The sequence below is a fragment of the Streptomyces sp. NBC_01267 genome (genome assembly GCF_036241575.1).
Classification (GTDB): domain Bacteria; phylum Actinomycetota; class Actinomycetes; order Streptomycetales; family Streptomycetaceae; genus Streptomyces.
In genome coordinates this window covers 7,665,298-7,677,986 of the sequence record NZ_CP108455.1, presented here as the reverse complement: position 1 = coordinate 7,677,986, position 12,689 = coordinate 7,665,298, and the positions used below count along the sequence as shown (strand labels likewise).

Here is a 12,689-nt window from a genome sequence, read left to right as displayed (position 1 = left end):
CGGCCAGCTGGCACGAACGGAAACCCCGGCGTGAACGACCCGATGCCGATCCCGGCGCTGCTGACCGGACTTCAGCTCACCGACTCGGCCTTCCCCAGCGGCTACTACACCCTCTCCCACGGTCTGGAGGGCTTCCAGCAGGCCCGCGCGGTCACCCCGCGCGGCCTGCCGGACCTCCTCCACGACCTGCTGCGTCACAGCGCGGGGCCGGCCGACGCGACCGCCCTCGCCCTCGCCCACCGTGCGGTCACCACCGACGCGTGGGACGAGGTGGTGGCCGTGGAACAGCGGCTGCACGCCACCAAGCTGGGCCGTGAGGCGAGGCAGGCCACCGTCCGCACCGGGCGGCAGTTGCTGGACCTGGCCGACGAGGTCTACGCCACTCCCCCGATCGAGCGGTACCGGGCCCTCTACCGGGACGGCGCCGTACGCGGCTGCCAGCCGGTCGTCGCCGCCGTCGTCCACGCGGGCAACGGAGTACCCGCCCGCCAGGCGGTCACCTGCGAACTGTTCGCCTTCGCGGCCAGCTTCGTGGGGGCCGCCCTGCGGCTCCGGCTGACCGACCACCGCCGGGCGCAGGTCGTCCTGCACGGGGCCGCCGCCGTGATCGAGGAGACCGTCGACGCCGCCCTGCGGCGGGAATTGGCCGACCTCGGCGGCTGTGTCCCGGTGGCGGACATCATGTCGGGCCGTCACGAGCGGGCCGAGGCCCGGCTGTTCGCCAGTTAGACCCGCGTCCCCGTCCCCTTCCGTGTCCCCTCCCCCGCGAAGACACCACACCAGACAGGATCACCATGCACGACCCCATGCAGGCCAGGCACCACCACAGCCACGACGAGCTCATCCGGCGGCCCAAGGACGGCGTGCTGCGCGTCGGCATCGCCGGACCGGTCGGCTCCGGCAAGACCGCCCTGATCGAGGCGCTCGTCCCGGTGCTGATCGAGCGCGGCCGGATCCCTGCCGTCATCACCAACGACATCTACACCACCGAGGACGCCGCCCATGTGCGCCGTACTCTGGCCGGGCTCCTGGACGCGGAGCGGATCGTCGGCGTGGAGACCGGGGCCTGTCCGCACACCGCCGTACGGGACGACCCGACGATGAACCAGGCGGCGGCTGACGAACTCCTGGAACGCTTCCCCGAGGTGGACACCCTGCTCTTCGAGAGCGGCGGCGACAATCTGACGCTCACCTTCAGCCCGGCGCTGGTCGACCTCTTCCTGTTCGTGCTGGACACCGCCGAGGGCGACAAGATGCCGCGCAAGAGGGGCCCCGGCATCACCGAGTGCGAGCTCCTGGTGATCAACAAGGTCGACATCGCCCAGTACGTGCGGTGCGATCTGGGCGTCATGGAGTCGGACGCGCGCCGGGTCAGGGAAGGACGGCCGGTGGTGCTGACCAACTCGCTCACCGGGGAGGGGCTCGGCACCATCGCCGACTTCCTCCTGTCCCACGAGGCCGCCGGGGCGGCGGCTTCCGCGTGACCGAGGCGCCCGCGCGGCTGGACCCCGCGCACTACGAACCCCGGCGGGTACCGGCCCGGATGCTCGACCTGGCCGGCCCACCGGACACCCTGGCCGCCGGGCGCCCCGGCAAGGTCGGGCTGCTCGAACTGCGCTACGCGCGGGTGGGCGACCGGACCGAACTCGTCGACCGCTACCAGAAGTCACCGCTGCAGATCATGCGCCCGCTGTACATCGACCCGCAGCGGCCCGACCTGCCGGTGACCTATCTGATGTCGACCGGGGGCGGCATCATCCAGGCCGACCGCAACCGGATGGACATCGACTGCGGCCCCGGCACCGCGGTTCACCTGACCACGCAGGCCGCCACCAAAGTGCACCGGATGGAGTTCGACCACGCGACCCAGGTCGTCAACCTCGCTGCGGGGGAAGGCAGTTACGTCGAGTACCTGCCGGACGCCCTGATCCCGTACCGGGACGCACGCTTCTACCAGCAGACCCGGGTGACCGTCGACCCGACCGCCACCGTGCTGCTGAGCGAGACGATCGCGGCCGGACGGCTGGCCCGCGGTGAACGGCACGCCTACCGCCTGCTCTTCAGCGACCTGGAGATCCAGCGCCCGGACGGGACACTTCTGGCGCTGGACACGGTCCGCCTCGATCCGCACGGCTCGGGGCCGGTCACCGGGCCTGCCGTCTTCGCGGACCACGACCTGATGGCCACGCTGTACGCGGTCACTCCGCTCGCCCCCGCGGCCGAGGTCGCCGACATCCTCCACGAGGCCCTGCTGACCACCGGCCTGGCCTTCGGGGTGAGCACCCTGCCCGACGACTGCGGGGCGTGGGTACGCGTCGTCAGCAGTGACTCGCCGGCCCTGACGCGGGCGATGCGCGTCGCGTGGGACGCTCTGCGGCGGTTGCTCATCGGCGTCCCGGCCCCGGACCTGCGCAAGACCTGACAGCGCTTCACCACAGGGCTGTTGAGCCACCGGGCCGTCGAGCGGGCCCGCGCGCACAGTCACGATGCCGGGCGGGCTTGCGCGGGCCCCGAACTCACCCTCGCCCGGCACGGAACGTACACGCCTCCACACGTCGCGTCACGAACACCATTGAGGCCGACACCCCTGCGGTGTAGGGTGATCATGCATGAAATGGTGGCTTATGGGGCCGGGGTGCAAGGGCTCGCGACTCCGCGTCCGAGTGCCGACCACGACACCGAACTCCGCATCCCGGTGCGGTGGTTGAAGCGCGACAGGTCGTGCGGGGAGGGGCGGATGACCTTGACCGGGCTGACCGGCCGTGGCACCGAACTGGCGCGACTGCGTGCCGCGATCGACAAGGCCCGTACGGGGCGTCCGGTCACCCTGCTGGTGCGCGGCGAACCGGGGATCGGGAAGTCGGCGGTGCTGGAAGCACTCTCCGTGCTCGCCGCCGACACCGGCTTCGAGGTGGCCGTCGCCCGCACCCGGGCCTACCCCGACAGCCCGTTCGCGGCAGCCGATCACCTCCTCGGCCGTCTGCTGAGTGCGGGCGCCCCGGCCACGCCGTCCACGGACCGGCCGGCCCTCCTGGAACATCTGCGGCACCTCGTCGATCTGGTGCGGACACACGCACACCGTTCCCCGGTCGTCCTCTGCCTGGACGACGTGGCCGACGCGGACCCCTGGTCGTTGCGCTGGCTTCTCGCCCTGGCGGGCTCCGCGTATCCCACCCAGGTGGTCATCGCGTTGTCCGCCGACGACTTCGGCGTGGGCCACGAACCTCCGGGCGGAGCCCGGCTCACCGCCCTCGCCGAGCACATCGACCTCACCGGTCTGCCGGCGGCAGCACTCAGCGACTTCGCGGCGGCCCGTTGCGGGGTCGCACTCGACGAGAACTCCGCTTCCGCCTGCCACGAGTTGACCGGGGGCAACCCCAGCCTGGTAGTGGCTCTGCTGTCGGCCCACACCGGCCGCGCCCCGACCGCTGGAGAGCTGCGCGCCACGGTGGGTTCCGCGGTGCTCCCGGGGACCGAACGCTGGCTGGGAGAGCTGAGCCGACCCGCACTCGCACTGGCGAGGGCGGTCGCCGTGCTCGGCACCGACGCGGAGATCGCCCAGGCCGCCGACCTCGCCCGGCTGACCGTCAGCGACACGCTGTCCGCGCTGGACGAACTGTCCGACCGCTGCCTGTTGGCCAACCGCACGCCGCCGGCCTTCCGTCACCCGCTACTGGCCGCGATGGTCATCGGCAGGATCCCGGTCGGCACCCGCGCCGCCCTGCACCTGCGGGCGGCCGAGATTCTGCGCGACGGGCACTTCGGCGCGACCTCCGTCGCCCGGCAGTTGGTCGCGGCCGGGCCGCTCGGCCTGAGCTGGACCGTCCGGCCGCTGCGGACCGCGGCCCGCAGACTGGCGCAGGAGGGCCGGGCCGACGACGCCGCCCAGCACCTCCGCGGAGTGCTGCGGGACCGGTTACGGCCGCGTGTGCGGTCGGCCGTGCGGCGCGAGCTGGCCCGGCTGGACGCGTTCGTCGACCCGGACCTCACCGCACATCAGCTGGACGCGGCCCGACAGGAGGCGGCTGATCCGGTGATCGCGACCGACTACGCCGTGGCCCTGGCCGGTCTGCTGACCGAGTGCGGGCGGCCCGCGGACGCGGTGACGGTCCTCGACGACACCTCGGTCCGGCTGGGCACAGCGGCACCGGAACAGTGCTGGCGGCTGCGGCTGCACAAGGCGTACATCTGTCTGGACGGTCCTGGCCGGCTGGTGGGGACCGCCGACCCGCTGGACGAACTGATCGCCCGGAGCCCGCAACACGCCGCCGCCCGCCGGGAACTGGCCGGGCTGCGGGCCGCCGACGCGGTCCGCACGGGCAAGGACCGCGCAGCGGCTGTGCGATTCGCCGGACAGGCGCTGGCCGAGAACCAGGACGGTCCGGGAAGGTCCTGGTGGCACGGGTGTATCGCCCTGATCCGGGCCGACGAGCTGACCGAGGCGTGGACACACTGCAGCCGGATCCGGCCGGCCGACGGGGCCCGGCCCGGACACTGGGACCATGTCACCGCGGAACTGCTGCGCGCCACGATCCACCGTGTCCGCGGCGACCTGACCCGTGCGGCGGACGCACTGGCGCCCATGACGGAGCTGTTGAGCGTGGCGGCGTCCACGTCCCGGCTGCCGGCGGCGCTCGCCGTGTCGGTCCTGGCCGAGGCGCGGGCCCTGATGGGCGACACGAGCACCGCTCTCGCGCTGCTCACCGGCTGCGGGCTGGACCAGGAGCTGCCGTTGCGGCAGGACACCCCGGCCGTACTGGCCGCGCGTGCGGTGGTGCGGGAGTGCACCGGAGAGCTGTCACGTGCGGTCGAGGACCACCTCGCCGTGGGCCGGCTGCTGTCCGGTCGCCGGGTGCGCAATCCGGCGGTGGTGCCATGGCGGTCGCGCGCCGCGCAGTTGCTCGCCGCGGCGGGTGAGCCCGCCGAGGCCGCCCATCTCGCTGTCGCCGAGTTGGAGGACGCGCGGCAGTGGGGCACCGCCCGTGCGATCGGGACCGCCCAGCACGCGGTCGCCATGGCCGCGACCGGCCCACAGCGCATCGGCCTGCTCGCAGCCGCCGTCGGCACCCTGGCACGCTCACCGGCCAGACTGGAGCTGGCCGCCGCCCGGTTCGACCTGGGTGCGGCACTGGGCGCGGCGGGCAGGCTGAGCGAAGCGCGGACCGAGCTGACCGCCGCCCTGTCGACCGCCACGTCGTGCGGCGCACAACCGCTGGTGCACCGGATCGAGACCGTACAGCAGGAGGTCTTCCCCGAGGGCCCGGACGAACCGCTGCATCCGACGCTGCGGAACCTCACCCCGCAGGAGCTGCGGATCCTGCGCCTCGCGCGGAACGGCCACACCAACCGGGCCATCGCCGGAAAGCTGTTCGTCACCGTACGCACCGTGGAGTTCCACCTGTCCGGCGCCTACCGCAAACTCGGCATCTCCGGACGCCGGCAGCTCGCCGAGATCATCCCGGCGACGCTGACGGCACAACCCGGAGGCCGCTGAGTCCCGTCCGCCCTCCCGGAAGGGGCGGACGGACCGTCGGACCGGGACGGCCGGTACGGCTCACGTCGTCCCCTCCGCCCCCTGTGTGCCTGTCCGCACCCACTCGGGTGTACCGGCCGCGGGCGCCCCGACCACGTACCGCTGGAAGTTGCCGACGGCGGAGACACCGTGCACCGTTTCGACGGTGTTCGCCGCCAGGTGGCAGAGCAACCCACGGTCCACCGGCTTCAGCCCGAGGCGGTTGAGGTGGATGTACAGGTAGTTCACCACCAGCCGGAAGGACGCGAACCAGTGGTCGGCCCGGATGAAGTCCTCGTGTCCGTGGTCCGTCTGCAGCAACTGGTGGAACTCACTGACCTGCTGGGTCGGCATCCGGGGCGCGAGGGCGGCCCCGCCCATCGACACCTCGCCCGACGCCAGCAGCGGGTGCGCCGTCCGCTGATGGCGGCGGACCGCCTCGGCCCAGTCCAGGACGAACGGTGGTGCCGTACCGCTGCCGGCCAGTGCCGACTCCACCGCGCGCAGCCGCTCGGACAACGCGTCCGCCTGCCGCAGGTAGCGCTCGTCGAACGCCGCCCGGTACCCGGCCGGGTCCTGGGTCCGGGACAGGAAGGCGTCCGCGTGGGATCGCAGCGACATGAATCCGCGCTCGATCGGCGCTCCGCCCGCGTCGAAGGGGATGGCCGCCACCGACACGGTGGTCCACATCAGGTCCAGGGCCAGCAGCGGCAGCGCTCCCCCGCGGTCGACGTGGTCGTACATCCGGAACGCCAGCTCGTTGGTGTCACTGAGGAATCCGGCCAGCAGGTCACTGGCCCGCATCGAACCCAGTACCGGAAGCCGGTGGTCATAGGGCTGTTCGAGAACGGTGTTGTCCGCCACCCACGGGTGCCGCGGTCCGGTCTCCATCTCCAGCTCCGCCAGCCTCGCGTGCACCGGAGCCAGCGCGGACTCGTCCGACCGGGCAGTGGAGGGGTGGGCGTCCAGGTACTCGCCGATCACCGAGATGACCGTCGGTCGCACCCGGGCGGCCCACAGCTCCCCGGAGGTGAGGAAGTTGAGCCGCAGATGCGGGCCGCGCAGCCAGTGACGGCCGAACCAGGCGCCGTCGACCCAGGTGCGCACGGCGTCGAACGCCGGTCGGACGGCGTGCAGTACGAGGGCGGGCTCCGCGTTCTCGGCGTGGTGGTGGACGTGGATGCTGTGCCACTGGACGGGCGCTCCGTTCACGAGGCGGCCAACGCCTCGGGCAGCTCCGCGAGGACCCGTCCCACCAGGAAGCGCAGCTGGTTCTCCTGCCACAGGGTGAGTCCGAGCCGGTTGTTGACCAGGTGTGCGCAGCGCAGCAGCACCAGACTCGTGGCCGGGTGGTCGGTGGCTGCCAGGTCGAGGGGGCCGGCCAGCGGAGAGTCGGCCCACTCGGAGACGAAACCGCCGGCTTCCTCCAGGCTGTGCAGTTCGTCCCGGAGCCGGCGCACCGAAGCCAGCCAGTAGGCCCGCTGGTCCCCGACGGCCGTCGGCCGGGTGGCCAGGTGCCAGGTACGCAGGGCCCGTTCGCGGAGCTTCGCACGCTGGGCCCGGTATCGCGGCTCGACGTCGGCGGCCTCCGGGCCACTGCCGAACGGCAGGGGTGGGCCGCCGTGCCGGGCCCATCGGTCGCGCACCTCGTCGCACAGCGCGAACACCCCGATGACGAGGTCGAACGCCAGCAGCGCGCGTTGTTCCACGGTCGTACCGGCGGCCACCACGGACTGGGCCAGTTCGCTGGACTCGAAGAAGTGCTGCTCCACGGCGCCGATGGCCGCGCCGTATCCGTAGTCCGCGTGTTCCCGCTCGTAGGGCCGCAACTCCACTGTGTTGTTGGCCCGGACCACCTGGTCGTGGCCGGACCGGCCCTCCAGACCGGCCAGTCCCTCGGCCACCTGGGCGAAGTGTGAGCGGTCCACCACGTCCGGGGCGGGACTGCGTGCCAGGAACGCCTCGATCCGTTCGACCGCCCGCCGCTCCACCTCGGCCCGGTCGGCGGTGCGGGCGGGCAGCAGCCGCAGCCGGATGTGCGGGCCGCCCTCCCAGTACCGCAGGTAGAAGTACCGCTGCACCAGGCCGTCGTCCGTCAGTGTCCCGACGAGCGGTCGGACGCAGTCGGTCAGCAGCAGGTCCTGGTCGGTGTCGTAGAAGATGTGTGCGCACACCCAGTCCGAGCCCTCGGCCGTACTGGGGTCCAGCCGGTCGCTAACGGTCAGCATCGCGTCCTCCGTTGATCTCGACGAGGTATTCGGTCACCCGGGATCCGTTGTCCCCGTAGCTCGGCGCGTCCGCCGGTCCCGGCAGAGCTTCCTGAAGGAACAGGAGGTGTCGCGGGTCGGTCAGCATCCGTTCGAAGACGCCGACCAGCAGCAGGCTGGCGAAGTCGACGTACAGCGGCTTGCGTGACTTGATCCGCCATACGCTGCCGCCGACCACCGAGTCCGGGTCGAGGCCGCGGACGAAACAGCGCTGCGGCATTCCGTGCGTGTGCAGCCATGCCGCCAGCCTCACCAGACGGGCCCGGTCGCTCTCGCCCTTCTGCCGCGAGGGCACGGCACTCACCGGGAACACCCACTGGCGGCGGCTGACCGTGGTCCTGCCGATGACCACCCTGGGCTGGGCCAGCACACCGTCGACCCCGTCCAGCGAGGTGTCGCCGAACATCCGGCGGCCCGGGATGAGCAGGTTGGCTGTCGCACCGAACGCCTGCATCAGCAGCCGGATCGCGGGCGGAAGCCACAGCTCGGCGATGAGGTTGGGGTGCACCGGGCGCACCACGGCATCGCGGCTGCGCGACCGCAGGGTGAGCAGCTCCAGGTCCGGATCGTGTCGTACGACGAGGTCCCCGACCGGGATGCGCTCGGCGGCGCTCCGTCGGCTGAGTCCCCCCGGATAGTCGATCTCGCAGGCCAGGGCCGAGGTGCGCAGCCCGACGTTGCTCCCGTAGTGGCGGCAGGTGTCCGCGAGGATCTCGTCGGCGGGCGGCGGCGCCGTGGCCACCTCCGCGGCGGTCCCCGCCTGGGCCAGCAGACGCCGTACCCGGTCGCGTCCCCGGCCGTGTCCGGAGTTGACGGCGTTGATCACGAACTGTGGTTCGCCGGCGCCGCCGACGGGCTGTCCGTAGAAGGCCACCGAGTCCGGCGGGCGCATCCAGGCCGGCCACTGTCCGGCCGCCGCGGACAGCTGTTGCGGGTCCAGGCGCAGCACACCTCGCTCGTCCGCCTGCCCTTCGAGTACGGTGGCGCACAACTCCGCCCGGATCCGGGACAGTTCACGGATCCGGGGCAGGCGGTGGTGCGCCAGGGCCTGGTAGCCATGGGTGGCGATGGACAACACGCCCGGCAGATCGGGGTCCTCGCGCAGCCACTGCTGCACCGCCCGGTGGAACACCAGGAACGGCACGGTGGCGCCCGGTCCGATCCGTTCGGCGAACGCCTCGGTGAGTGCGACCCGGCCGGGCAGCGCCGGGTCGAGCACGGCGTAGCAGCGGCGTACGGCGTCCAGGTCCCTCAGCACCGGCGTCCAGCGCTGCCGGTCGGGTCCGTCGGCGGGCGCGGTCAGCAGGGCGTTCTCGATGATGCTGTTCTTGGCCGGCAGGTCGATGCGGTCCGGTCCGGCCAGCGTTCTGATGCGGAGCAGCTCGGCATCGATCTCCCTGGAGCGCCGCAGCCGGTCCGAGGGGCGCGCGAGCACCGGGTAATCGGCGAGGTGACCGGCCAGTTCGGCCAGGGCACTGCTCAGCTCTTCCAGGGGCGGCCCCGCGCTCGCCACCCAGGTGCGGAGTTCACCGAGTGGGTCGAGCGCCTGATCGGCGAAGGGGCGCTCGGCTTCCAGAAGTCCGAGCTCCACCAGCCTGCCCAGGTAGGCATCGGCTGCGGCGGGGGTGCTCCCGGTCCGGGCCGCCGTCTCGTCGACGGCGTCCTCACGGACCCGTCCCGCTCCCGTCACCGCGTCCACGCACGCCTGGACCGGTGCGGTGGCCGCCAGGCTGCGCAGCGGCTCGTCGGATCCGGGGCCGAGGAACTCCCAGCAGTCTCCGGCCAGCAGCGCGCTCGGGTTGAGCCGTAGCCGCAGGCGCCCCGCGAGGGCCGGATGCCCGCTGAGTTGCCTGACCAGTTGCTGCACCACCCAGACGTTGATCTCCACGACGCTCCGCACGGCTGGGCCGGTCGCGGGGGCAGCGGTGTTCCGTCCGTGCCAGTGGCCGATGCCGCTGATGGTGAAGGTGCTGAACGGGCTGGTCTTCGTGGTGATCCGGGCGAGGTACTTGGTCAGCCGGAGCGCCAGGCCGCGGTCCGGTGCGGTGTCGTCCGGCCGGGCCAGCCACTTGCGCAGTTGGCCGTAGCACACCGGGCTGCTCAGGATCAGTCCGTGCTGGAAGGCCGGATCGGCGACCGCCTTCCTCAGCAGGATGTGCTGGTTCCTGGTGTGGTGGCCGACCAGTTCGTCCAGGTGCGCCACGTCGTGCCGGTGTGCGGCCACCAGTTCCAGCCAGGCTCGTACGCCGTCGGCCACGTGGGCCGGCAGGAGCGCGCGAATCCCGTCGTTCCAGCAACGGGCCGCCAGTGGCCTCCCGTTGTGGATGGAACGACGCAGCGCGACCAGTTCCGGTTTTCCTGCCGGGCCTCGTCCGATCAGCTCGAACAGCGCGTCGGACAGCTCGTCCGCGGTGGCCGCCAGTCTTCGTTCACCGGCCAGCACCGTTTCGACCTGGTCCCACAGTTCCGGCGACCGCATGTCGTCCAGCATCGGTACGGGCAGCCCGCCGATCCGGATGCCGAACGTGTCCGGGGTCGAGAAGTCCTCTGTCATGACCGGCTCCAGTCACGGGAACGGGTGCGGATGCGGGTTGATGTCCGCCAGGGGCATGGGTCCGGCGCGGTAGCCGAGGTCGCCGGGCAGCTGGCTCAGCCGGGGCAGACCGTGGGTGCGGCGCATCCGGTGTCCGAACGTCATCGGCAGCAGTCCCGGGATGATCACCTTCGCGCAGGCGAGGCCGCCCGCGCGGTGCTCGTCCGTGGTCTGGTCCACCACGATGACGTCCTGGCCCCGGTCGGTGAACCGTGCCACCACCTCGGCCAGGTCGGCGCGGATGTCGTCGCCGCGCGGCCGACAGGTGGCCCGTCCGAACGCCTCGGCCACCGGCCGTCCCACGTCGTCCTCCAGCAGGAATCCGAACCGGTCGAACGCGGCGGGGTGGCAGTACAGCAGGGCGTGGTCGCGCATCTCCCGCACCAGGGACGGGTCGGCGACCATCGCCTCGATCCTGGCCAGTTCGTCGCGGTACGCGAACCGGTTCCAGCCCAGATTCGCCGCGAGCTCCAAGACCCCGTTGAGCAGGGCCTGTTCGGGATCGAAGTGCGCACCGGCAGCGCAGATCGCCGCGGGCTCCAGGCCGGGAGAAGGGTGCACCGCCATGACCCAGGCCGTGGGGATGCCGTGCTCCGGGGTGGTGGCGAAGGCCAGGACGTGGTGACCGCTGTCCTGGCGGATCCGTTCGGCCAGCATGCCGATGCGCGGGTCGGACACGGTGTTCAGGTCCACCCTGGGTGCGGGCAGCCGGGCGTACCAGGTGAGCAGGAAGGCGTCCCGTTCCGCCAGCTCCGCCACCCCGTGCAGTGCCGCCTCCTCCAGACAGCCGCCCAGAGCACACCCGTTGGACACCTCGTACGCCAGCGGCCGGGCGAGCGGGTTGTCGTGCCGGGTGCGGTAGTAGGCGTAGTCCTCGGGCACCAGTACCGGGGCGTCGCGGGCGAAGGAGTGGCCCCACACCCAGTTCAGTTCCAGATCCGGATCGAACGGCGGGTAGGGGAATCCGGGCTCGGCGTACCGGTCCGGTGGGTACAGTCCCAGCGTGGTCGGGCAGACGGCCCATTCGCCCAGATCCCCGTAGCCGGCCCGCACCGCCGTGCGGTGGCCTCCCGGCCGGGCGCCGCCGAGCCGCTCCAGCGCCTCCGCCAGTGCGGTGCGCCCGCAGCCGGCGTAGTCGAGGTCACGGCCGAAGCCCGCCTCCTGCTCCTGCCCGGGGAGGTGCACGGGGGCGGACACCATGGGATAGCGGTAGTCGGTCCGTACGTCGAGTTGGCGGACCACCCCGGTGTGACCGTCCACGTACGTCTTCACCAGCGTGTCCCAGTCAGCCTTGAGATCGCGGACCCGGTAGGTGTCCCTGGAGAGCTTCGTGCGGGGCTTCGCCATGAGGGTGGGCGGCCGGTCGGCGGGCAGAGCGCCGCACCGGGGGCAGCACGGATCGGCGAGGAACGGGTGCGCGTCGACCGCCATGTCGGTCAGCGACAGGAGTACGACGGCGTTCGTCGTCCACCGGCCGGGTGGATCGTCGAATTCCGCCGCCACCAGGTCACCGACCGCATCGCACGCCCAGGAGGACAGCAACGGGGCCGGGCGTTCGGCCAGTTGACCGCTGAACCGGCGTACCAGTTCGGTCCTGGGGCTACCGGGGCCGAGCGCGCGGTCCCGCCGGGTCCGGGCGCACTGCGCGCAGCCGGCCCGGCCCGGGACGACGGAGGGCCCGATGACGACGTTGCCCAACTCGACCCGTACCGGCAGCCACCTGGTGTCGGTACGGTCCGGCGCGGTGCCGGTGCGCCAGCCGTCGTACGCGGTGACGATCCCGGCGCAGTCGGCGTCCGGACGGGCGACCAGCCGGTGCGTCCGGGAGACGGAGGTCCGGATCGCGGCGGCGAGTCTGCCCCGGCCGAGCACGGCGACACCGGGGGCTGGGGGCGCTCCTGCGGCCTCGGTCAACGTCTCATTCCTCGTCGGTCGGTACGGCGCCGTGCCCGGCGGACGGACTGTCCGCCAGGCACGGCCGTGCGGAACGCGTCAGCAGCAGCAACAGGAGCAGCAGCTCGCGGGTGTGCCGGTCGAGGTGCAGTTGGACGCGCCGATCTCGACCATGGCGTGGCCGACGTTGATCGACTCCAGGCTTGCGCCCGGCGAGGTCGGCAGGATGTCGAGCTCGTTCACGCTGAGGTCAGCGAGGTCCAGGACGAGGTCCGTTGGCATCGATGTCCCCTCTCTCAGTTGTCGGTTCTGGCTCGGACCAAGGGATGGTCCACTCCGATCGTGGGACGAGGGACGGGAGTTGGTCTTCACGGTGCGACCGAAGCCGGGCCGTAGGATCGGCGTGCCGCCGACCCGTGGTCCG

At 72.2% G+C, this 12,689-nt stretch carries 9 protein-coding genes; 4 read left to right on the top strand and 5 right to left on the bottom strand.

The window, feature by feature from the left end:
- Positions 1-42 precede the first annotated feature (42 nt).
- The 4 genes from OG709_RS34145 to OG709_RS34130 all read left to right on the top strand — a co-directional run bounded on the left by OG709_RS34145 (position 43) and on the right by OG709_RS34130 (position 5,494).
- Entirely contained in the window at positions 43-729 is a 687-nt protein-coding gene (locus OG709_RS34145; RefSeq protein WP_250301763.1) for an urease accessory protein UreF, read from the top strand.
- 77 nt (positions 730-806) lie between these two features.
- Positions 807-1,484 (top strand): urease accessory protein UreG, encoded by a 678-nt coding sequence (gene ureG, locus OG709_RS34140; RefSeq protein WP_250301764.1) that lies wholly within the window; start codon positions 807-809, stop codon positions 1,482-1,484.
- A gap of 59 nt (positions 1,485-1,543) precedes the next feature.
- Positions 1,544-2,422 carry an urease accessory protein UreD gene (locus OG709_RS34135; protein ID WP_266646216.1) on the top strand — a complete coding sequence of 293 codons (879 nt, stop codon included), beginning with the start codon at positions 1,544-1,546 and terminating at the stop codon, positions 2,420-2,422.
- A 315-nt stretch (positions 2,423-2,737) separates the two neighbouring features.
- On the top strand, positions 2,738-5,494 hold the full coding sequence (locus tag OG709_RS34130; RefSeq protein ID WP_329168915.1) for a helix-turn-helix transcriptional regulator: 2,757 nt from the start codon (positions 2,738-2,740) through the stop codon (positions 5,492-5,494).
- A gap of 60 nt (positions 5,495-5,554) precedes the next feature.
- Here OG709_RS34130 and OG709_RS34125 read toward each other — a convergent pair whose 3' ends face one another.
- The 5 genes from OG709_RS34125 to OG709_RS34105 form a co-directional block, all read right to left on the bottom strand.
- A complete protein-coding gene (locus tag OG709_RS34125) occupies positions 5,555-6,724 on the bottom strand; it encodes a thiopeptide maturation pyridine synthase (RefSeq protein WP_266645367.1) in 1,170 nt (389 codons plus the stop codon).
- On the bottom strand, positions 6,721-7,740 hold the full coding sequence (locus OG709_RS34120; RefSeq protein ID WP_329168913.1) for a lantibiotic dehydratase C-terminal domain-containing protein: 1,020 nt from the start codon (positions 7,738-7,740) through the stop codon (positions 6,721-6,723). The genes OG709_RS34125 and OG709_RS34120 overlap by 4 nt, the downstream gene beginning before the upstream one ends.
- Complete coding sequence (locus OG709_RS34115) at positions 7,727-10,333, bottom strand: lantibiotic dehydratase (RefSeq protein ID WP_329168912.1); 2,607 nt, start codon at positions 10,331-10,333, stop codon at positions 7,727-7,729. The genes OG709_RS34120 and OG709_RS34115 overlap by 14 nt, the downstream gene beginning before the upstream one ends.
- Positions 10,334-10,345: 12 nt before the next feature.
- A complete protein-coding gene (locus OG709_RS34110) occupies positions 10,346-12,286 on the bottom strand; it encodes a TOMM precursor leader peptide-binding protein (protein ID WP_250301489.1) in 1,941 nt (646 codons plus the stop codon).
- 78 nt (positions 12,287-12,364) lie between these two features.
- Positions 12,365-12,547 (bottom strand): hypothetical protein, encoded by a 183-nt coding sequence (locus tag OG709_RS34105; RefSeq protein ID WP_250301490.1) that lies wholly within the window; start codon positions 12,545-12,547, stop codon positions 12,365-12,367.
- Positions 12,548-12,689: the final 142 nt, after the last annotated feature.